Source organism: Buttiauxella izardii (assembly GCF_003601925.1).
GTDB classification, from domain to species: Bacteria; Pseudomonadota; Gammaproteobacteria; order Enterobacterales; family Enterobacteriaceae; genus Buttiauxella; species Buttiauxella izardii.
Map to the genome: position 1 here is coordinate 32982 of NZ_QZWH01000013.1, position 20412 is coordinate 53393.

Sequence of the window (20412 nt, forward strand, 5' to 3'; positions counted from 1 at the left end):
TTGTCGCTCAGATTCAATCGCATAACGCTGCGCTTATCCGAGCGACAATATTATTTTACAGCCGAATTAGCAGTAACGCGCCACCGCAGCACGCATGCCGAGGTTTTGAATCGCCTGTAAATCTTCGCTCACTTTAGCCACCAGACCCGGAACTTTAGTCAGGTCTTGATCCCAGTGAACGCTGTCGCTCAGCACCGCTTCAACCAGCTGCTGCTCGTTGATTTGTTTGTCGCCCAGCGCCGCCCACAGTTGCTGATAACGCACCAGCCAGTGCTCGTCATCCTGCAGCGGATAAGTTTCTTCGCCACGCTCGCCTTTATAGAAAGCAATCAGCGCCGCCAGTGCGAAAGTCAGACGTGGTGGCAAAGTGCCGTTCGCCTGCTGGCCAGCCAGCAATTGCGGCAGAATACGGGTGCGGAACTTGGTCATGCCATTGAGCGCGATAGACAGCAACTGGTGCTGAATGTACGGGTTCTGGAAACGGCTGGTCACGGCTTGTGCAAAGGATTGCAGCTCATCGCGTGGCAAATCCAGCACTGGAATGATCTCTTCCGCGATAGTTTTTTCGACGAATGCGCAAACTTCCGCATCGTTCATGGACTCGCCAACGGTGTTCAGACCCGCCAGGTAAGCAACCGGCACCAGCGCGGTGTGCGCACCGTTCAGGATCGCCACTTTACGTTCTTTATACGGTTTGATGTCGTCAACAATCAGCACGTTCAGAGAGAGTTTATCCAGACGCAGTTCTTGCGCCAAAGACGCTGGCCCCTGAATCACGAACAGATAGAAGTGCTCTGCCGCCGCCAGGAAGCTGTCTTTGTAACCCAAAGATTCTTCAATGGCAGATGCTTCATCGCGCGGATAACCGGTCACGATGCGGTCAACCAGCGTAGAACAGAAAGTATTGGCGTCGTTCAGCCACTGGGTAAATGCCGCTGGCAGTTCCCACTCTTGTGCGTAACGCAGCACCAGTTCTTGCAGTGCGTCACCGTTGTAATCAATCAGTTCGCAAGGAATGATGATCCAACCTTTATCCGCAGCGCCGTTGAAGTGGGTGAAACGCTCGAACAGCAAACGCGTCAGTTTCGCCGGGTAGCTTACCGCTGGCGCATCTTCAAACTTGTCGCCCGCGTGGTAGCTGATACCCGCTTCGGTGGTGTTAGAGAACACGAAGCGCATGTCTGGGTTATGAGCCAGTTTCAGGAAGGTTTCATATTCTTGATATACATTGATTTCACGGTTCACGGAGCGAATCAGGCGCGCGTCGCTGACCGCTTCACCCTGCTCGTTCAGGCCGCGAATAATCGTGGTATAAAGCCCATCCTGAGTCGACAACGACGGCGGGAATGCGCTGTCGATAGGACGTACGATAACAACACCCGCGTTCAGGTCGGTGTGTTCGTTAAGCAAATCGACTTGCCAGTCAATGAAAGCACGCAAAAAGTTACCTTCACCAAACTGGATAATACGTTCAGGATATTGAGCGCCAGGGAAGTCTTGACGATTAAGTGTTTTCACTATGTTGTTCCTTGGTGAGTACAGGATGGGCGAATAAAAATCCTCTCCAAACTATCAGAACTTAACAATGTGAAACCCCGTTTTGATCAAACTAAAGTTATTATACCAATTTTCTTAAGCATCTCTGGTCATGGGTGCGACACCAGTCACAATTGTCATGCCATCGCCCCGCACCACTGAAAACCACCAGTGAATTTGGTATAACATCTACTGAGTGATGTTGCTAACTCAACTCAGCGAACTGGGTTTGTAACGCTTCAAGCAAGGCATAACGTTTGCGGTATTCCGAACGTTTTTTGCTGGCAATTTCATTCAGATATTTTTGCGGTAATGACAACGGCAGGCGGTAAAGATGCTTATTGTATTTTTCGCCTCCCGTTGATTCCCAGAATTCATTATAACTGGCGTGAAAATGCTTCCCTTTACTGAGGCGATAACGCAGCCCACGGAATACATGGCCGTCATTGCTGACGCCATAAATTCCTTTAATTCCTTGTTGCGCCGCTAATAGCCACAAAACCTCCATCAGCAGACGTTTAGGGAATAAACCGTGACAGGCTTTGGTTGCCGCTTTTATGGCGTCATGCGGCACACTGCGATGAGCACCTTGTAACCCGCCAATGAATATTTTGTCACCGGCCACGCAGAAGGTTAACGCCGCAAGTCGGACGCCATCCATGTTTAGCCAAAGCGTGCTCTCACCTTCCCGTTCCGCGCCCAGAGCGGTACTGACGTTGATTTGTATTTTTTCACCGTCTTTGCCGTCCAGCGCCAGCAGTTCGATTTGCTCGGGTGACATCAAGCCATATGCCAGCGTTTTACCGCTCAGGTTTTCAACAAACTGATAATGATTGAGAATGGCATCGACACGTGCGCAAGCATTCATGCCCAAATGCAAATAATGGCGATGGATTTTACTTGGCAGTGTTTTTTGAGCTTTTAGCAATGTCGAAAAATAGCTCTGCTGCGCCATAGAATTAAAGAAACGCAATGTCTGGCGGGGAGCAAGAAGAGTGCGCAGCAGGAATTTCGCCCGGTATGACTTTTCATGCCAGATATCACAGGGCGTTAATTCCCCGCTCACCAAAGCCATGATAGTGGAAACCCCTGCATTATTTTTTTGCAGTGATGGATGTTGGTCCAGAATAGTCATTTTGCCTCCAGGCGGTAAACTCTGCTTCACTCGAAGTGAATTCCTCAGGCAAAGTTTATTCGCTGGAACCTATACGCTTTTACAACAACTTTATAAAAATTCCGGCTTGAGCACTTTTCAGAATAAGTGCTTCAAACCGCGAATAATCTGGATTCAAGGCGAGCGTTAAATCGAAGCCGCCATATCTTGCTGGGTGATGCGCGACGTACTGGTCTGATTGCGACCATTACGCTTGGACAAATAGAGATATTTATCCGCTTCCGCCAACAGCGAGTTAAACGCATCATGCAGGGTTTGCTTTTCAGGCGTGGCCGTTGCCAGGCCAATACTGACGGTGATGAAAAGCGACTGTTGCTGATAACGAAACGCCGTAAGCTCGATGGTCTGGCGAATTTTCTCGGCGATCGCCAGGCCTTTTTCTTCGCTGCAAGTGCTGCAAGCGACCACAAATTCTTCGCCGCCCAGACGCGCCACCAGCCCGTCTTCCCCAACCACTTTACGCACTTGAGCGGCAAATGAGGCCAGAACCACATCGCCACACTCATGACCAAAGCTGTCATTGATACGCTTGAAATAATCGATATCCAGCAGCATCACGCACAGCTTTTGCTTGGGCAAATGCTTGAGCGGGATTTTAGTTTTGAGCGCTTCATACAAACCGGAACGGGAATAAACGCCGGTGAGATAATCGTAATCTGCTCGCAAAGAAGTTTGTTGAATCAATCGGTTAATCGCATCCACGCTCACCGAAACAATCAGCGGGCAAATCGCCATGGTGGCGATGCCAAGGCGTGCGGAAAACATCTCCGTCACCATCAGCGGTTGGTTCTGATGAATCACGACAATCGAGTTGGCCACCAGAATGATTTCCGTGCCGCCGGTTAAAAATGTTATCAGAGCCGTAATCGGCAGCGGATAACGAATCGCGCACCAGATTAGCGCGGGTAGCGGAAACGCCAGGCTCCCCGCTCCACCAATCACCACGGAAGCCATAACAGAAACGATCACGGCGACCAGCGGGTAGATTTTCGACAATTGAAACGCAGGCAACTTATCCCACTGCGGCCATTTTGCCATCAGCAAGAAAGGCATCATTAATACGCCCGTCGAAAACTGTTCACTGAACCAGTCGGCGAACAGCGAGAGGAACTGGCGGTAATCCGACGACGGCCCCGTTGATCCCACCGAGCCTAATAATGAGCTGAGAACGGCACCAATCAGGCAGGCATAGAAAAGATTAAAGGCATTCAGCGCCCAATTACTTTCATCCTGCGTTCTGGAATAACGCAGCAATAGTCGCGCGACAATAATAATAAACATCATATTTGATAAGTTTATTATCGCCGACTGCCATCCCCAATGCGTGGTAAAGGCATCGTAAAGAATCATTGCGCTATAACAGAGGAAGTAATAAATCGGCCGATTGAGGAACGGCGAGCGCACAAAAATCGCCGCCAGCACCGCATTCAACGGCCAGAAAAGCGACAGCTCATCAATCAGGCGAAGCGATGCGCCGAAAAAGTAAAACAGTGTAGTAATAACAAAAATATTAATGGCGTTAGCCAGCCGTTTTTCAGGCGAAAAAAACATCATTCTAGCGAGATTAGCCATGCTAATTTGACTCATATTTATGCATGCACTTCGGAATGGTTTAATACAACTGCATGAGTGCAAAAAATAATTTTTAGCTTAGCATATTTTATCTGGTGTGACCTGTTGCCCACCAGATATGCCACGCAGCAGTATCAGAAGATGGAACGGCCGATGCGCTGAGCTAAAATCTCAAGCGCTGCGGTTCCGGCCAGCGAGTTACCCGAGGCATCCAGTTCCGGGCACCAGACCGCAATAGACATTTCATTGGGCACAATCGCAATGATCCCGCCGCCGACGCCAGATTTCCCCGGCATCCCGACTCGATAGGCAAATTCACCGGCACCGTCGTACATGCCGCTGGTCACCATCAACGCATTTATCTGCCGGGCCTGCTGCGCAGTAATAATCGGCTCATCAAGATGCAACGCCCGCCCCTGGTTTGCCAGAAACAGAAACGTTTTCGCCAGCTCCAGGCAGCTCATTTTCAACGCACAGTAATGGAAGTAATTGTGCAATACGGTAATCACATCGTTATCAAAATTACCGAATGATTTCATCAGCCAGGCGATGGCGGCGTTGCGTGCCGAATGCTCAAACTCTGATTTCGCCACTCTTGCGTCGTAAGCCAGGTCGGGTTGCTCCGCCATCGCGCGCACCACTTCCAGCATGCGCTGCTTCGGCGCACTCAGGCGGGTTTGCAGCATATCGCACACCACCAACGCGCCCGCATTGATAAACGGGTTGCGCGGTTTGCCTTGCTCAAGCTCCAGTTGCAGCAACGAGTTAAACGGCTGCCCGGAAGGCTCTTTACCCACGCGCTGCCAGATTTCATGCTCATCGTAGCGCCCCATCGCCAGCGTCAGACTCAGCACCTTCGAAATAGACTGAATCGAGAAACGCTCGCTTGCATCGCCTGCGCTAAACATTTCGCCATCGACGGTACACACCGAAATCCCGAGCTTATCACCGGGAATTTCAGCCAGAGCCGGAATGTAATCGGCCACTTTGCCACGCCCAATAAGTGGCCGAACCTGCGCAAGAATATCTTCCAGCAATTGATTATTCAGTAAACCTGCCAACGTAAACTCCCTGGCTGGTGAATTTTGAGGGCATGAGTATATCAGAAGCTAGTGGCGGTCTTTCCAGACTGTCTGCACATTACAAAACTCATGCAGCCCAAAATGTGAAAGCTCGCGCCCAAAACCACTTTTCTTCACGCCACCAAATGCGACTCGCGGGTCGCTGGCGCTATAGCCGTTGATAAACACACCGCCGCATTCAAGACGCACAGCAAAGTCGTCCGCAAGCTGAGTATTTGCAGTGAATAGCGTGGCAGAAAGGCCAAAATCGCTGTCGTTTGCCAATTCCAGCGCATGTTCTGCATCCCGGGCGACGGTGATTGCCGCGACCGGGCCAAACAGCTCTTCACGAAATGCCACCATCTCCGGCGTGACATTACCTAAAACGGTCGGCGCATAATAATTCCCTTTTCCGGCGATTTTTTCACCGCCAAGTAACAACTTTGCGCCCTGCTCAAGTGACGTTGTCACTTGATGGTGTAATTCATCACGCAGGTCGTAACGCGCCATCGGGCCGATATAAGTCGCATCAATTGTCGGGTCGCCAGTTTGCAGCGCCTGAACCGCCGCCACGAATTTCTCTGTGAAAGTCTCGCCAATCCCTTCTTCGACAATAAAGCGTTTCGCTGCCGCACAAACCTGCCCGGTGTTCTGAAAACGCCCTGCGACTGCCGCCTTTACGGCTTCATCCAGGTTCGCGTCATTGAGCACAATAAACGGATCGGAACCGCCTAACTCAAGCACACACTTTTTCAAAGCACGACCCGTCTGTGCGCCAATCGCCGCACCTGCACGCCCGCTCCCGGTGACTGTGATCGCCGCAATTCGTGCATCGTTAATGGCATGACTCACACCTTCCGGCGTGACGTTAATCACGTCAAACACGCCTTGCGGGAATCCCGCTTCGGCAAACATCTGCTTGATGAATAACGCAGTGCCCATCACGTTTGGCGCATGCTTTAGAACGTAGCTGTTCCCAGCCAGCAGAATCGGTACCGCGCCGCGCAGTACTTGCCAGAGCGGGAAGTTCCACGGCATCACCGCCAGAATTGCGCCCAAAGGACGATACTCAATCACCGCCTGTTGGTTTTCCACCAGAGTGGCTTCGGTGGCGAGCATCGCCGGGCCGTGTTCGGCATACCAGTCGCAGAGATTGGCAGTTTTCGCCACTTCGCCACGCGCCTGCGCAATTGGCTTACCCATTTCTGCGGTGATCATTTGTGCCAGTGCTTCGGCGTGATTTCGCAACGCTGTACCCAGATTGCGTAATTTAACCGCACGTTGAGCCACAGGCACATTTCGCCAGGTTTTAAACGCAGAATGATTCCCCGCCAGCATCGCATCGAGTTGTTCCCGCGTTGCAAACGGCTGCGCTGAAAGTTGCTCGCCGGTGGCTGGATTAATTGAAATAGCGTGATCGTTCATGATTTCTCCTGCGTTCGATTTATGCCTTTACCTTAAACGCCCGTGACAATCATGAAAAATGAATAATAATGAGCGAGTCATTCACGTAACGAGAAAGGTTTATGGATCTCACGCAGCTTGAAATGTTTAATGCGGTGGCAGAAACCGGCAGCATCAGCGCCGCCGCGGTGAAGGTGCACCGTGTGCCGTCAAATCTCACCACGCGCATCAAACAACTGGAGGCGGATCTCGGTGTGGAATTGTTTATTCGCGAAAACCAGCGCTTGCGCCTGGCCCCCGCCGGGCATAGTTTTCTTAGCTACAGCAAACGGATTCTGGCTTTAGTCGATGAAGCGCGGATGGCGGTTTCCGGCGACGAACCGCAGGGCACGCTGCCGTTAGGTTCGCTGGAAAGCACCGCAGCGGTGCGTATTCCTGGCCTGCTGGCGATGTTTAACCAGCGCTTCCCAAAAATTCAGCTCTCCCTAGCCACCGGGCCTTCAGGCGATCAAATTGATGGCGTACTGGACGGGCGTTTATCCGCCGCCTTTGTGGACGGCCCGATATTGCATCCGTCTCTCGAGGGAATAGCGGTTTACAAAGAAGAGATGGTGATTGTCGCCCCGGCGGAGACGGCGGTGATTACCGACGCGAAACAGGTCAGCGGCACCAGTATTTATGCTTTTCGCGCCAATTGTTCCTACCGCCGACATTTTGAAAGCTGGTTCCACGCCCAGCACTCGGTTCCGGGTAAAATTCATGAAATGGAGTCGTATCACGGCATGTTGGCGTGTGTGATTGCCGGAGCGGGAATTGCCTTGATGCCGCGCAGCATGCTCGAAAGCATGCCCGGCAGCCATCAGGTGTCGATATCGCCGCTGCCAGAAGAGTGGCGATACCTCAACACCTGGCTTATCTGGCGGCGCGGGGCGAAAACCCGACAACTCGATGCCTTTATCGGCTTACTCGAACAAACGCCTTAGCGCAAAATTTCTTTTCGCAGCAGTATCTTGCCGATTAAATAGGTGGTCGCCTGGCCGGACATTAGCACTCTGTCGCCCAGCAGTTGGCAACGAATATCGCCGCCACGTTGAGAAACCTGGCGCGCCAGCATCTGCGTTTTCCCCAGCTTTTCGCCCCAGTATGGGATCAACATGGTGTGCGACGAACCGGTCACCGGATCTTCATTCAATGCGGCCTTCGGTGAAAAGAAGCGGCTGACAAAATCATAGCCTTCAATCTGCGCCGGGGCGGTGACACACACTTTTTGGTCAAGCTTGCGCATCAGTTCGAAATCCGGATTGATAGCTTCAACCTGCGCCTGGCTTTCGAGCAGCACGGTATAAGTGCGCCCCAGCCGAACTTCCTGACACTCGCTGATACCGAGGCAATCGAGCAAAAGTTGTGGCGGTTCAACCGGTTCGCTGCCTGATGCCGGGAAATCGAGCGTTAACCAGTCGCCGTTGCGCGTCACCGTTAAAGGGCCAACGAAGCACGTATCAAAATGAATCGTCGCTTCCGGGTAATTCAGATATTCGAAAATCACATGAGCGGTTGCCAGCGTCGCGTGACCGCACAGATTGATTTCCCCTTCCGTGGTGAACCAGCGCAATTCAAAACCGCTGTCAGTAGTGATAAAAAACGCCGTTTCCGACTGATTATGCTGACGCGTCATCGACAGCAAGGTTTCATCCGGCAGCCATTCGGTGAGTGGACAAACCGCCGCTGCGTTGCCGCCGAAAGTCGTATCGGTGAACGCATCCACCATATAAAAATCAATTTGCTGCATCGCATTATCCCTCTTTATGAATCTATGACTTCTAACATGCCACGGCTGATGTATTTATCAGAACAATAAAATGAGAGATAAATCACAAATCGGTTGTATGGGTGAGTTGATGGTTTTATGATCGCCCCCTCACCAAACCTTTCATTTATCAGCGCGAAACCCATTTATGACAACAAGCAACGTATCACGCAAAACGGCGTGGTTACGCGTCGTTACTCTCGCGGTCGCCGCCTTTATTTTTAACACTACGGAATTTGTTCCGGTCGGTTTGCTGTCTGACATCGCCGACAGTTTTGGCATGCAAACCGCGCAAGTCGGGATCATGCTGACGATTTACGCATGGGTCGTAGCGCTGATGTCGCTGCCGTTTATGTTGCTCACCAATAAGGTTGAGCGTAAGCGGTTGTTAATCTGCATTTTTGCGCTGTTTATCGCCAGCCACATTGTCTCTTTCGCCGCCTGGAACTTCACGGTGCTGGTGATTAGCCGCATCGGTATTGCATTTGCCCACGCTATTTTCTGGTCGATTACCGTTTCGCTGGCGATTCGTATGGCTCCGGCGGGTAAAAAAGCCCAGGCGATGAGCCTGATTGCCACGGGTACGGCGCTGGCGATGGTCTTAGGTTTACCGCTCGGGCGCATGGTCGGGCAATATTTCGGCTGGCGCACCACCTTTTTGGGAATCGGCGTCATCGCCGCCCTGACGCTGTTCTACGTCATCAAGCTGCTGCCAAAATTGCCAAGCGAGCATTCGGGTTCGCTGAAAAGCGTGCCTGAGCTATTTAAACGCCCGGCGTTAGTCAGCTTATATGTGCTTGTCGCCGTGGTCGTGACCGCGCATTACACCGCCTACAGCTACATTGAACCGTTCGTGCAAAACGTCGCGGGATTGAGCGCCAATATGGCGACGTTCCTGCTGTTAGTGCTTGGCGGTGCCGGGATTATTGGCAGCGTGATGTTCGGTAAATTGGGCAACCGCCACTCGTCAACGCTGGTTAGCTGCTCAATCGGATTGCTGGTGCTGTGCCTCGCCTTGTTGTTACCTGCGGCACAAAGCACCGTGAACCTCACCATTCTGTGCCTGTTCTGGGGCATCGCGATTATGGTGATCACGCTGGGAGTGCAGGTGAAAGTTCTGGCGCAGGCATCGGATGCGACTGATGTGTCGATGGCGTTATTCTCAGGGATTTTCAATATCGGGATTGGCGCAGGCGCGTTAGTCGGAAACCAGGTGAGCCTGCATTTTGAAATGTCGAGTATCGGGATGGTGGGTGCGGTTCCGGCACTGATTGCACTGGTAGGTTCGGTATTAATTTTCCGACGCTGGCCGGTATCGCTTGAAGAACAACCTGGCCATTAATTGAATTGAAAGGGCAACGGTGTTTTGCCGTTGCCCTTTTGTTTAATTTGCCGGGAAATGAGTCACTATTTCCAGGATGCCGTTAATAATAAACTGCACGCCCATACAGACTAATAAGAAGCCCATCAGGCGAGAAATCGCTTCAATTCCGCTCTTGCCCACCAGGCGCATAATTGCCCCTGAACTGCGCAAACTGCCCCACAAAATCAAACCCACTAACGCAAAAATAAGCGGTGGTGCCACCAGCACAACCCAATTGGAAAAGTTCACGCCGTGCTCAACGGTTGACGACGAACTGATGATCATCGCAATCGTCCCCGGCCCCGCCGTGCTTGGCATGGCGAGCGGCACAAAGGCGATATTGGTATCCGGTTCTTGTTCAAGCTCTTCAGCTTTGGAGTGCGCCTCTGGCGACTCGTGGGCTTTTTGTTGCGGGAAAAGCATGCGGAAACCAATAAATGCAACAATCAACCCGCCCGCAATCCGCAAACCGGGAATGGAAATACCAAAGGTATTCATCACCACCTGCCCGGCGTAATAAGCAACCATCATGATGATGAATACATTAATCGACGCCATCAATGCGGTTTTGTCGCGGGCCTTTTTGTTCATATCTCCGGCAAGCCCGAGGAACAATGCTACTGTAGTCAAAGGGTTAGCCAACGGTAATAACACCACCAACCCAAGCCCAATAGCCTTTACCAATTCCATCATCTGCTGTCCTTAATTTCGGTGTCTTTTTGCGCTCTCGAGTATAGCAGCCTGCTTGCTCTACATGGGTTAGCAGAATTGTATCAATCGGCTTTCGACTGCAATCGCTGATAAATACTGACTACAATCCATATAAGGACGGCATTCACTAATGCTGAACCTATGAACATCAAATAACCCACAAAGTTATCCCAGCGATCAGCGCTTATATCACCTGTATATTTTGTGACAAGTTCCAGCAGAATACCTTCAGGTAAGAAGGCGTAGCTTGAAAAAACAATGATTAAATAAGAGCCAAAAGCCGCCAGCCAGCAAAGTACGAATTGATGAGGTTTCATTAATATACCTGTACCGTTCCAAAAGCAGTTAATAAGGCCGTAACCTTAAAAGCTGCTGTTTTGAGCAGACTTTCACGCAGAATGGTAAAATCAGAATTTCGCGGTAATGTGATACATCCATTGCTTCGCCCTTCATACCCCGCAGGATGCAACCGAAAATTCCCCCGCTGCACTTCTTCAATGAACGTGTGATCATCAATTTGGCTATCATTGCGGTATAACGCGAACCATATAGCGCGATCTGACCCTGAATATTCAGAAGAAATAATATCTTTCACCATTGTGCCTATTCCACCACGGCCACGGCTAACTATATAATATTGACCAGGTGGAAGTGGGCCAACATCTTTGACCTTAATTGAATCTGGATTATTTCTCATCGGCCCTGCATTGCTTGAATACGCAGGAAAAAAACCAATACCCGGGCAGCTTAACGTTGAAAGTGCCCCACCGTTTAAATGAAAAGTGCAACGGATCATCGGTCATTCCAGGAATCAGTGAAAAGGATATTTCCATCGCAGTGTTTCCATGTGATTTTTTCGTAACGTAATGAAACACCTTCAAGGTGATTATGCTTCTCAGTAGCAGGGTTTTTAATATCGTGCATCATCGGGCAAACTGATACTATTTTTACGTTTTCGAGTAACATGTTAAAGTATTCAACTTCTTGTCCGGCATCATCAATTTTATACCACTTAATTTCAGCAGATTTTAGCGTTTGGCCTTTCGCTACTGCTTTATATAAATATGGGCTAGATGAATCAAATTCCTTTTCAAAGGAAAGCGCAGAATGAACGCGAGTTCCGGTTATTTTTCCTGTATTGTTGTCAGTAGGTAAATGCAGACCATGTCCAAATCCCAAAATCTCGATACTGTGTTCACGGTCTTTCACATTAACTGAACCTTTAATATCAGCCCCGCCATCGTCTTTAAGCCACAGATAAGCTGGAATAGCCATTTTAATTCCCTTTACGGTCTTTGAGATTAATTATGTTAGCACTATGACAGCCAGCGAGAAACCGTAAATAATTAATTTTTAATGCATTCACCAAAACAATGATAAAGATTCCAATATACATAACATGGATAAGTTTAGCTCATAAATAACTGCATTAAGGGGAGTCATTCGACTTAACAGAGAATATTGAAATGAACGATAAATAATATCAGATCAACAGATGCAACAAATAATCATAAACCCAGAAAATAATAATGATTAGTTCAATTCTTCGCTTGCGTCCATCGTCTTGATGCTTGTTTCAGGATATTTTTGATAATCCATTCAGTACCCTCTTTTTCTGAAATCTTTCTCTGGTTGGTGTTGTACGGTAGACCGCGCTGAATCCATTTCTTGACGGCTTGCGGTGTGTAGTCATACCGCCGCCCGATTTCCGACACGGTGATAAAATTTTCTGATTTCATGCGTAATATTCTCTCTGGTTATAACGCTGCATATTTTTATGTATTTATGGTGTGGTTTGCGCTAGAGCAGAATCCGATCAATTGTAAATAAAACAGTAACATGGAAGTAGCAATGATTGGAAAAAATACGAGGGATTTTTCGGGATTGATAGGCGTAGACTGATGAACTGAACCAACTTTAAAAAATCACACATGACTGAAAGAATGCGCTCTTGAAACTTCCCAAAATTCAATGAGTTGGAAAGAACCTAAATTAAATATATGAGAACCCTAATTGATGTAGTTATTCATTCGAGATATCATTAACTTCAATTACTTAGCGATATTATTTAACATTCGCTGCCTTTTAATCCTACACATACGGGTACAGCGTGTGACCGACAAACATCCCGAGTTTTTATATAAATATCGGTCTATCAACTTAATCAGTGATGCAACTTTATCCGTAGAAGAACGTTTAAAGAATGATTATTCAGTTCAGAATCTATTAGATAATAAAGCAACATTTTCAAGCCGCCTAAACTTCAATGATTTGTTTGATTCTAAAATAGAACTTGTCGAACCTACTCCGCAAGAGTTCGAAAGTTTAATACCCCTTTTGTTGAAAAGTGTAAAGGATGAAACATATCTTCGTAAAGACGTTCAATACATTGCGGAAACTCCTGAGAAACTTGAGGAATTAAAGAAGTCTATGCTAGGTTCCCGTGTGCATGACATTACCAGCAGCGTGGATAACGGTAAGTTCACAAATTCAGGCATCAAATACCTTCATAGATTCAGGCAGACATTTAATGACCTGATTGATAGTTATGCGTTTATATCACTATCAAGTAACAAAAATAGTAATTTAATGTGGTCACATTATGCCGATTCTCACAAAGGGTTTTGCATTGAATTTAAGGGTGAATATATTGCGGCTACCGAAGTTACTTATGAAAAAGAAATTCCCAAATTGAACCTAATTGATCTATGTAAAATGTATTTGAATCTTGAAAGCAATGAGCATATGGGTGTTCTTATTTGGCAAGCATTACGCACAAAACTTGTAGAATGGGAATATGAATCAGAATATAGATTCCAACTGTCTAACGATATGGCACCACGATTAATAAAAGGCGCTCTGTGGATGAACTACGATTACACGCCTGACTTTGTTGAGTCAATTATATTCGGTTGGAGAATGCCAGTAGAAATAAAAAATTACATCATCGAGCATATGCCACCAAACACTAAATTTAAGCAAGCATACCCCGACCTAAGCACCATTGAGATAATGGACTATCAAGAATGGTTGGCTTTGAGTCGGTCCTGATATCGGCGTTCGCGCTCTGCCTTACCATCAATGAAGTGTTCCATTGATTCAGCAAAGGTTAGCGCTTCTTTTCGTACATTACGTGGGGCGTTAACGATGTTCACCGTGTTAACAGTGTTGTGTACCGTTACGGGGCGCTGTTCCAGTTTGTACAGTCTTGCGTTGATACCCTGGATTGATGCGCGTTGCTGGCGGGTGAGTGCTTCCAGATAGGCTATGTGTTCATCTTGTTGGTGAATGTGCTGTTCTGCTTTCAGTAGTTCGAATACGTAGTTCATGATTTCTCTCTTGTCTGTCGTGGGCGTTCTGCCCTTCCCCTTTATTTATCCCTCTATATAGTTACGCTTAATCCACGCTGTATATTTAAACAGTACAACGTAAAAACCTAACCGCTTGTTTATGGTGTGACCAGATAAGAAGGAAACGAGAGGTTTTTTGCGATGTACGTCAATAAGTCAAAGTGTTTATAGTTGACGCCTGGGAAGCCCGAGGAACAATGCTACTGTAGTCAAAGGGTTAGCCAGCGGTAATAACACCACCAACCCAAGCCCAATAGCCTTTACCAATTCCATCATCTGCTGTCCTTTATTTCGGTGTCTTTTTGCGCTCTCGAGTATAGCAGTCTGCATGCTCTACATGGGTTAGCAGAATTGTATCAATGTTAAAAACTGAACCGTTTTAGCTATTCGTGTCATCACCGACTCATAACGTTGACTTATGGTTGCCTGAGCAATAATATCTGCCGTGATTAAATATACTTGCCTGGGCAACCATAGTGAAAGACAAAAACGATCTGTTTAACGAAATGATCCCTCTCGGGCAACTGATCTATATGGTTAACCAGTACAAGGAACGCCTGCTTAACGAACATCTTTCCCCACTGGATGTCACTTCGTCACAATTTAAAGTGCTCTGCACTATCTATCGCGAAGAATGCATTACCCCCATGGAGTTGAAGAAATCGCTTTCTGTGGACCTCGGTGCGTTAACCCGCATGTTAGACCGCCTGATTTGCAAAGGATGGGTCGCGCGCTTACCGAATCCCAACGACAAACGGGGTGTGCTGATAAGACTGACTCCTGATGGAGCCAAACTTTGCGAGAAATGCCGCAGCCTCTTGGGGAAAAGCATGCACCAAGAACTGATTAAAAACCTGACAGCCGACGAAGCCGACACGCTTTATCACTTGTTAGCAAAGGTATTACCGTAAACCTGGAATGAGGTGAAACGATGTCCAGACGGAACAATGATTCAATAACAATACAAAGCATTTTGGACTGGATTGAAGAGAACCTGGAAACCCCGCTCTCCCTTGAGAAGGTTTCGCAGCGTTCTGGCTACTCGAAGTGGCACCTGCAAAGGATGTTTAAAAAAGAGACCGGGCATTCATTAGGCCAATACATCCGTAATCGAAAACTGACCGAAATCGCGCTCAAGTTGAAAGAAAGTAACGAGCCGATTCTTTATTTGGCGGAGCGCTATGGGTTTGAGTCGCAACAGACACTCACCCGCACGTTCAAGAATTACTTCTCTGTGCCACCTCACAGATTCCGCGTTGCATGTTCAGGTGGCGAAGGAAAGTACATTCACCCGCTAAATCATTAAAACAGTTAAAAACGCTATGCAACCGTCTGGTTAACCAGACACCGAGGATTTATGAAACGTTTTATCTCCGCAGCGAGCCTGCTACTGATTCTGGCTTCCGCAAACGTTATGGCGGAGCAATCAGGCAATTTCAGCACCACTCAGGCGAATCACGGCAGCATGATCATTCCACCGTCTGATAGCCGCGCACAGAACAGCAACACCATTGGCGATAAGTCAGAATTCCTGGGTACGCCGTACTACCAGGAAAACACACTGTAATTCGGATTGGGCGGGCCTCTATTTTGCCCGCCCCTTTTAATTCACCGCCGCCCGTCTCACTCGCAAGCCAAACACGTTGATATACAGCCCGCCCATAATCAGCGCGGCACCGATCAATTGTGTCATCGACAGCGTTTCATCCAACAACCATGCCGCACTGCCCATTCCGACGACCGGCACCAGTAATGATAACGGAGCGACACGCCAGGTTTCGTAGCGCCCCAGCAAGCTCCCCCAAATCCCGTAACCCACAATCGTTGCCACAAACGCCAGGTAAACCAGCGAAAGCACCGTTGTCATATCAATGGTTATCAGGCTTTGCCACATCAGCGCCGGGCCATCAAGCAGGAAACTGGCGACAAAAAATGGAATGACCGGAATCAATGCGCTCCAGACCACCAGCGACATAATCGGCGGGCGTGCTTCCAACTGCATGATCTTTTTATTGAAGATGTTGCCACAAGCCCAGCTAAAAGCCGCCGCCAGTGTGAGCATAAAACCCAGTAAAGCGACCTGCTGCCCGCCGAGACTCCCTTCAATCAACACCAGCACACCGATAACCGCAAGCGATATCCCCGCCAGTTGCTTGCCTTGTAGGCGTTCACCAAACACGCATGCACCGAGAATAATGGTGAAAAATGCCTGCGCCTGGAGAACCAGCGACGCAAGTCCGGCGGGCATCCCGAATTTAATCGCACTAAAGAGAAACGCAAACTGCCCGAAGCTAATCGTCAGTGCGTACGCGGCCAGCAGACGAAAGGGAATTTTAGGGCGCGCGACAAACAGCAATGCGGGGAAGGCCACCAGCAAAAAACGCAGTCCGGCCAACAACAGCGGCGGCATATTGTGCAGCCCCATCTTAATCACCACAAAATTCAGTCCCCACACCACAACCACCAGCATTGCCAGCAGCCCATCTTTGCGCGTCATACCCTGCCCCTGTGTTATTGCGATTTTGTTAAAATCTACGTATTCATCCACATAATAAATAGATACAGATCGCACTTTTCTCTGTCAGTACAGAGAAAAAATTAACATAAGCACAACCTATACTTTGTTGATCCTTCATGATAAATCTGATCCCCCCAAACAAATTCATTCTAAAAAAACGATAAAATGGTTTCCCTGACAAGACGTTTTTCTGGCAAGCAACTTTCCATCAGCGTTTTACTGCTCTCTTCTCTGCTTCTCACAGTCGGGCGCGGTTTAACACTGCCGTTCATGACTATTTATCTCTCCGAGCAGTACGCCATGCCGCTACAAGAAATCGGTATGGCGCTGACTATCGCCCTGACAGCGGGAGTCGTGTTTAGCCTGTGGTTTGGGATACTGGCCGATAAATTCGACAAAAAGATGTACATGCTGCTGTCGATCATTATTTTCCTCGGCGGGTTCGTTGCCATTCCGCTGGTGAATAGTGCCGTGTTGGTCGTGGTGTTTTACTCGTTGATAAACTGCGCTTACTCGGTCTTTGCCACGGTGTTGAAAGGCTATTTTTCCGATGTGCTGGAAATTCACCAGAAACCGAAAATCTTCTCGCTCAATTACACCTTCGCCAATATCGGCTGGACGGTCGGCCCACCGATTGGCACGCTGGCGGTGCTTTACAGCACCAACTTACCGTTCTGGTTATCCGGCTTAACCGCGATCATTCCGTTTATTGTGATTAGCCGTTACGTGCACAGCGTGCCGGTGAGCGAAACGCAGGAAAGTAGCGTCAGACTCTCGCCGGTTCAAATGCTTAAAGATAAGGCGTTGATGTATTTCACCTTCTCGTCTTTCCTCGGATCGCTGGTGTTTGGGTCTTTTGCCGCTTGTTTATCCCAATATGCGATCGCAGTTTCAGACTCGGATCTGGCGCAAAAAGTCGTCGGCGTCGTGTTGCCCGTGAATGCGTTTGTGGTAGTGGTTTTTCAGTATATGGTCGGCAAAAGCATTCGCCCGGACAATATCAAAAAGCTGATGGCCTACGGCACGTTATTCTTTATGGCAGGGCTGGCGGGCTTTATGGTTTCGGGCGATAACCTGCTGCTGTGGGGGATTTCTGCGGCGGTGTTCACCATCGGAGAACTTATCTTCGCACCGGGCGAATACATGCTGGTGGATAACATCGCCCCGGCGGGACTGAAAGCGAGCTACTTTTCTGCCCAGCAGCTCGGCTGGTTAGGTGGTGCGTGTAACCCGCTATTCACCGGCCTGATGCTGACATGGTTCCCACCATCAATATTATTTGTCGCACTGATGGTGGCGATTATGCTGGCGTACTGGATGGTTGTGAAAGGGATGGCGGTGAAATCGCAGTTGGCTTTGAATTAAATGGTGCATGACGCTAGCGTTTATCCAGACTACAAACCGAATCGTAGGTCGGATAAACGAAGCGTCATCCGATAGAACTACTTCAGAAATTTCCGGTACTGAATAAACCCAGGCTTATCCGCCATTTTGTCGTATAACGCCTGGCCCGCCGCATTGGTTTCATGAGTATGCCAGTACACGCGCCCGCAGCCTTTCGCCTGCGCATGCTGGTAAACACCTTCAATCAGCGCCCGCCCCACGCCTTTTCCGCGTGATTCTGGCGCGGTAAACAGATCCTCCAGATAACAATGATCCTCTGCCGACCAGGTGCCACGGTGGTAAATTATGTGGCTGAACCCGAGCATTTTCCCCTGCTCATCGAACGCGCCCAGGGCAAACATTGGCTCAGACGCATCCAGCATTCGTTGCCAGGTGAGCTCGCTGATTTCTTCGCTCAGTTGCGAATTGTAGAACGTTAAATAACCCTGCCATAACGGCAGCCATGCAGCATGATCGCTGGCATCTAGTGGCCTGACGTTTACCACCGTTCTACTCGCTGTTGGTCGAGGGATTTTTAGACTTGCTCGGATCTGCGCTAATCCCTGAGTCTGCACGCCGCCCGGCATATTCTCATCCGAGAGCCATATTTCAAATGCCTGTTTAATCTCTGGCCATTCGCTATCAATAATTGAGAACCACGCGGTATCGCGCGTGCGCTGTTTATACACCACCGCCTGGCGGAACAGCCCTTCATAACGGAAACCAAGGCGTATTGCCGCATGGCGCGACGGGCCGTTTAGACTGTCGCACTTCCACTCGTAACGGCGATATCCCAGCTCAAAAGCATATTTCATCAGCAGAAAATGGGCTTCGGAGGCCTGTACGGTGCGCTGTAACAGCGGCGTATACATCACAAAACCGACCTCCACCACGCCGTTCGCCGGGTCGATGCGCATCAGCGACAGTGTGCCAACTGCGCTGCCACTTTGGGAATCGACAACCGCATAATGCAGCGGGTCGTTGCTCTGCGTCGCGCCTTCGATAAACTCCGCGAATTGCTGCTGCTCACGGAACGGGCCAACGCTCAGATACGTCCACCCTCGGTCATCTTTCGCGGTACTCCACGCCGCCCATAAATCAGCGGTGTGAATACGAGATAAAGGCTCAAGGCGGCAATAGCGCCCTTCCAGCGTAATCCGCTCCGGGCGAGGGCATGTTTTCCATTCGCAAAGAGAGTTGCCCACAGGTTGCTGATATTCATTTGTCATGCCAGTCAATTCAGGCCTCCACGGGCGCAATAACGATAAGTTACCTGAATATAAACAAGTTATGGCATAACAAAAAGGACCATAATTTTTGTGATTTGGTAGGCCATGATTCAGGGCTACTTGTGTTTTACAACCTTGATGGTTTTTTTGTCCAGATAACGGGTCGTAAAAAACAAACATATGGAGGCTACAGTGTAAGACAGCAACATTAGAGATACTCTCAATGGATTCCCGGCATACCATAAAAAAATGAGTAAAATTGAAACAGCAAAATATATAACCAGAAACAACCACTTTGTGACAACACTCATAATAAATAAGGATGGCGTCATAATATATAAAATATAGAAAGCAACAAACCCAAGTGTCACCCCATGGCTTACTGACTTGTAATTTTGAGTATAAAAATAGCGCCCACAGTCGTGAATAACTATCATAATAAACACAGCAAACGTAGCAGCGCTAATTTTAATAAGAAATAGCAATCTTTTATTTTTCATTCCACTCCCCATAAGTCATCAATTCAGATTCTGTAATGGGTTGTGAAATACTATTGCTATCGATATCATTAATTACTTCATTGACTTGCGTGTTAGAGTAGTTTCCAGCGGAAGTTGAGAAATAGTAACTGTATTTTTTACTTGCAAATAAAGCCCCTCTCAGCACAAAAAAATTATCATAACAATTGCTGACATCAGAGACGCTGCTTACCGATCCCCCAGCCCACTTTATCCCTGTGCGAACAACATATTTAATGTCTCGATTTGACCTATAGGTATCTACCGCAAAAGGAATCTGCCCAACTGCATCTGTCCAATATGGAACCCCATTGATCATAACCATTAAGTATCCATCACCACCTTCTGCACTAGATTTCCAGTCTCCAGGCATGTATTGGTAATACGAAGCTGACAAACGATCAATTGAAGAAAAATCTACGATATCCTGCCAGCTAAAATGCCTATAAGCCGGATAAGTTTCAGGAGCATCGTTCAAATAAATCAACTCATGATAGTTATCAGCCAGGGGTTCAAACCACTGCCAGGCATAATTGTCATAAAGCTCTTGTGCAGTAAGAATTTCAAACTTCTCGTCAGTCCCTTTCTTTAGGGTTAGCGCAAACAGAATATCGCCATTGCTTCGGGTAATGATCTTACAGCCGGGAATGGTACAAGTTTCGACATGGTTCTCTGCTGCGGGGCGACTCTTTGCTTTGAATGTCAGATAAGTTTTATTCGCTTCGGTTGTAAAGGTATACCCCTTACCATTTATTTCGTGAATGAATTCCTTCAAAATATTTCTCC

General features: G+C 48.4%; 22 protein-coding genes and 1 pseudogene. 7 read left to right on the top strand and 16 right to left on the bottom strand.

Annotated features, from left to right (window positions below; translation table 11 throughout):
* Positions 1-66 precede the first annotated feature (66 nt).
* From D6029_RS07810 to sad, 5 genes are all read right to left on the bottom strand, one after another.
* Positions 67-1518 carry a tagaturonate reductase gene (locus tag D6029_RS07810; protein ID WP_120064233.1) on the bottom strand — a complete coding sequence of 484 codons (1452 nt, stop codon included), beginning with the start codon at positions 1516-1518 and terminating at the stop codon, positions 67-69.
* Between the two features lie 223 nt (positions 1519-1741).
* The gene (locus D6029_RS07815; RefSeq protein ID WP_120064234.1) at positions 1742-2671 is read right to left on the bottom strand and encodes a VirK/YbjX family protein; all 930 of its coding nucleotides are present in this window, start codon (positions 2669-2671) and stop codon (positions 1742-1744) included.
* Between the two features lie 165 nt (positions 2672-2836).
* A complete protein-coding gene (locus D6029_RS07820; RefSeq protein ID WP_120064269.1) occupies positions 2837-4282 on the bottom strand; it encodes a GGDEF domain-containing protein in 1446 nt (481 codons plus the stop codon).
* 134 nt (positions 4283-4416) lie between these two features.
* A complete protein-coding gene (glsB, locus tag D6029_RS07825) occupies positions 4417-5343 on the bottom strand; it encodes a glutaminase B (RefSeq protein WP_120064235.1) in 927 nt (308 codons plus the stop codon).
* A 48-nt stretch (positions 5344-5391) separates the two neighbouring features.
* Positions 5392-6768, bottom strand: coding sequence for a succinate-semialdehyde dehydrogenase (gene sad / locus D6029_RS07830; protein ID WP_120064236.1), 1377 nt, complete (start codon positions 6766-6768; stop codon positions 5392-5394).
* 101 nt (positions 6769-6869) lie between these two features.
* On the opposite strand from sad, the gene ptrR reads away from it, so the two are divergent.
* The gene (ptrR, locus tag D6029_RS07835; RefSeq protein WP_120064237.1) at positions 6870-7730 is read left to right on the top strand and encodes a putrescine utilization regulator PtrR; all 861 of its coding nucleotides are present in this window, start codon (positions 6870-6872) and stop codon (positions 7728-7730) included.
* Here ptrR and D6029_RS07840 read toward each other — a convergent pair.
* Positions 7727-8536 (bottom strand): PhzF family phenazine biosynthesis protein, encoded by an 810-nt coding sequence (locus D6029_RS07840; protein WP_120064238.1) that lies wholly within the window; start codon positions 8534-8536, stop codon positions 7727-7729. The two genes, ptrR and D6029_RS07840, sit on opposite strands and share 4 nt — an antisense overlap.
* A 166-nt stretch (positions 8537-8702) precedes the next feature.
* Here D6029_RS07840 and D6029_RS07845 point away from each other — a divergent pair, with 166 nt between their 5' ends.
* Positions 8703-9896 carry a sugar transporter gene (locus tag D6029_RS07845; protein ID WP_120064239.1) on the top strand — a complete coding sequence of 398 codons (1194 nt, stop codon included), beginning with the start codon at positions 8703-8705 and terminating at the stop codon, positions 9894-9896.
* Between the two features lie 42 nt (positions 9897-9938).
* Here the strand turns inward: D6029_RS07845 and D6029_RS07850 are convergent, their stop codons facing one another.
* The 5 genes from D6029_RS07850 to D6029_RS07870 form a co-directional block, all read right to left on the bottom strand.
* The gene (locus tag D6029_RS07850; protein WP_120064240.1) at positions 9939-10610 is read right to left on the bottom strand and encodes a MarC family NAAT transporter; all 672 of its coding nucleotides are present in this window, start codon (positions 10608-10610) and stop codon (positions 9939-9941) included.
* Positions 10611-10690: 80 nt separating this feature from the next.
* Complete coding sequence (locus D6029_RS07855) at positions 10691-10945, bottom strand: hypothetical protein (RefSeq protein ID WP_120064241.1); 255 nt, start codon at positions 10943-10945, stop codon at positions 10691-10693.
* Entirely contained in the window at positions 10945-11424 is a 480-nt protein-coding gene (locus tag D6029_RS07860; protein ID WP_120064242.1) for a DUF2778 domain-containing protein, read from the bottom strand. The genes D6029_RS07855 and D6029_RS07860 overlap by 1 nt, the downstream gene beginning before the upstream one ends.
* Positions 11421-11903, bottom strand: coding sequence for an Hcp family type VI secretion system effector (locus tag D6029_RS07865; RefSeq protein ID WP_120064243.1), 483 nt, complete (start codon positions 11901-11903; stop codon positions 11421-11423). Before D6029_RS07865 ends, D6029_RS07860 begins: the two co-directional genes overlap by 4 nt.
* Before the next feature lie 263 nt (positions 11904-12166).
* Positions 12167-12367 carry a hypothetical protein gene (locus tag D6029_RS07870; RefSeq protein ID WP_120064244.1) on the bottom strand — a complete coding sequence of 67 codons (201 nt, stop codon included), beginning with the start codon at positions 12365-12367 and terminating at the stop codon, positions 12167-12169.
* Between the two features lie 373 nt (positions 12368-12740).
* On the opposite strand from D6029_RS07870, the gene D6029_RS07875 reads away from it, so the two are divergent.
* Positions 12741-13679 (top strand): DUF2971 domain-containing protein, encoded by a 939-nt coding sequence (locus tag D6029_RS07875; protein ID WP_120064245.1) that lies wholly within the window; start codon positions 12741-12743, stop codon positions 13677-13679.
* Here D6029_RS07875 and D6029_RS07880 read toward each other — a convergent pair.
* On the bottom strand, positions 13649-13957 hold the full coding sequence (locus D6029_RS07880) for a hypothetical protein (protein WP_120064246.1): 309 nt from the start codon (positions 13955-13957) through the stop codon (positions 13649-13651). The genes D6029_RS07875 and D6029_RS07880 overlap by 31 nt on opposite strands.
* Positions 13958-14161: 204 nt before the next feature.
* Positions 14162-14254, bottom strand: a pseudogene (locus D6029_RS07885) (stress protection protein MarC); the annotation flags it as partial.
* Between the two features lie 200 nt (positions 14255-14454).
* Here D6029_RS07885 and marR point away from each other — a divergent pair.
* From marR to marB, 3 genes are read left to right on the top strand one after another with little or no spacing between them, the layout of a single operon-like run.
* Positions 14455-14889 carry a multiple antibiotic resistance transcriptional regulator MarR gene (marR, locus tag D6029_RS07890; protein ID WP_120064247.1) on the top strand — a complete coding sequence of 145 codons (435 nt, stop codon included), beginning with the start codon at positions 14455-14457 and terminating at the stop codon, positions 14887-14889.
* 20 nt (positions 14890-14909) lie between these two features.
* Entirely contained in the window at positions 14910-15284 is a 375-nt protein-coding gene (gene marA, locus D6029_RS07895; RefSeq protein ID WP_120064248.1) for an MDR efflux pump AcrAB transcriptional activator MarA, read from the top strand.
* 51 nt (positions 15285-15335) lie between these two features.
* Positions 15336-15545 carry a multiple antibiotic resistance regulatory protein MarB gene (gene marB, locus D6029_RS07900; protein ID WP_120064249.1) on the top strand — a complete coding sequence of 70 codons (210 nt, stop codon included), beginning with the start codon at positions 15336-15338 and terminating at the stop codon, positions 15543-15545.
* A gap of 36 nt (positions 15546-15581) precedes the next feature.
* Here the strand turns inward: marB and eamA are convergent, their stop codons facing one another.
* Positions 15582-16475: an O-acetylserine/cysteine exporter gene (eamA, locus tag D6029_RS07905; protein ID WP_120064250.1), complete on the bottom strand. Its 894-nt coding sequence runs from the start codon at positions 16473-16475 to the stop codon at positions 15582-15584.
* 186 nt (positions 16476-16661) lie between these two features.
* Between eamA and D6029_RS07910 the strand changes: the two genes are divergently transcribed.
* Positions 16662-17861 (top strand): MFS transporter, encoded by a 1200-nt coding sequence (locus D6029_RS07910; protein WP_120064251.1) that lies wholly within the window; start codon positions 16662-16664, stop codon positions 17859-17861.
* A 77-nt stretch (positions 17862-17938) separates the two neighbouring features.
* Here the strand turns inward: D6029_RS07910 and D6029_RS07915 are convergent, their stop codons facing one another.
* A complete protein-coding gene (locus D6029_RS07915) occupies positions 17939-19108 on the bottom strand; it encodes a GNAT family N-acetyltransferase (protein ID WP_208642674.1) in 1170 nt (389 codons plus the stop codon).
* A gap of 489 nt (positions 19109-19597) precedes the next feature.
* Entirely contained in the window at positions 19598-20401 is an 804-nt protein-coding gene (locus D6029_RS07925; protein WP_120064254.1) for a hypothetical protein, read from the bottom strand.
* Positions 20402-20412: the final 11 nt, after the last annotated feature.

Excerpts from the sequence above, each read along its gene's own strand:
- D6029_RS07815 (WP_120064234.1), bottom strand. The coding sequence starts at position 2,671 with ATGACTATTCTGGACCAACATCCATCACTGCAAAAAAATAATGCAGGG.
- D6029_RS07820 (WP_120064269.1), bottom strand. The coding sequence starts at position 4,282 with ATGGCTAATCTCGCTAGAATGATGTTTTTTTCGCCTGAAAAACGGCTG.
- sad (WP_120064236.1), bottom strand. The coding sequence starts at position 6,768 with ATGAACGATCACGCTATTTCAATTAATCCAGCCACCGGCGAGCAACTT.
- ptrR (WP_120064237.1), top strand. The coding sequence starts at position 6,870 with ATGGATCTCACGCAGCTTGAAATGTTTAATGCGGTGGCAGAAACCGGC.
- D6029_RS07840 (WP_120064238.1), bottom strand. The coding sequence starts at position 8,536 with ATGCAGCAAATTGATTTTTATATGGTGGATGCGTTCACCGATACGACT.
- D6029_RS07845 (WP_120064239.1), top strand. The coding sequence starts at position 8,703 with ATGACAACAAGCAACGTATCACGCAAAACGGCGTGGTTACGCGTCGTT.
- D6029_RS07850 (WP_120064240.1), bottom strand. The coding sequence starts at position 10,610 with ATGATGGAATTGGTAAAGGCTATTGGGCTTGGGTTGGTGGTGTTATTA.
- D6029_RS07855 (WP_120064241.1), bottom strand. The coding sequence starts at position 10,945 with ATGAAACCTCATCAATTCGTACTTTGCTGGCTGGCGGCTTTTGGCTCT.
- D6029_RS07860 (WP_120064242.1), bottom strand. The coding sequence starts at position 11,424 with ATGATCCGTTGCACTTTTCATTTAAACGGTGGGGCACTTTCAACGTTA.
- D6029_RS07865 (WP_120064243.1), bottom strand. The coding sequence starts at position 11,903 with ATGGCTATTCCAGCTTATCTGTGGCTTAAAGACGATGGCGGGGCTGAT.
- D6029_RS07870 (WP_120064244.1), bottom strand. The coding sequence starts at position 12,367 with ATGAAATCAGAAAATTTTATCACCGTGTCGGAAATCGGGCGGCGGTAT.
- D6029_RS07880 (WP_120064246.1), bottom strand. The coding sequence starts at position 13,957 with ATGAACTACGTATTCGAACTACTGAAAGCAGAACAGCACATTCACCAA.
- marA (WP_120064248.1), top strand. The coding sequence starts at position 14,910 with ATGTCCAGACGGAACAATGATTCAATAACAATACAAAGCATTTTGGAC.
- marB (WP_120064249.1), top strand. The coding sequence starts at position 15,336 with ATGAAACGTTTTATCTCCGCAGCGAGCCTGCTACTGATTCTGGCTTCC.
- eamA (WP_120064250.1), bottom strand. The coding sequence starts at position 16,475 with ATGACGCGCAAAGATGGGCTGCTGGCAATGCTGGTGGTTGTGGTGTGG.
- D6029_RS07910 (WP_120064251.1), top strand. The coding sequence starts at position 16,662 with ATGGTTTCCCTGACAAGACGTTTTTCTGGCAAGCAACTTTCCATCAGC.
- D6029_RS07915 (WP_208642674.1), bottom strand. The coding sequence starts at position 19,108 with ATGACAAATGAATATCAGCAACCTGTGGGCAACTCTCTTTGCGAATGG.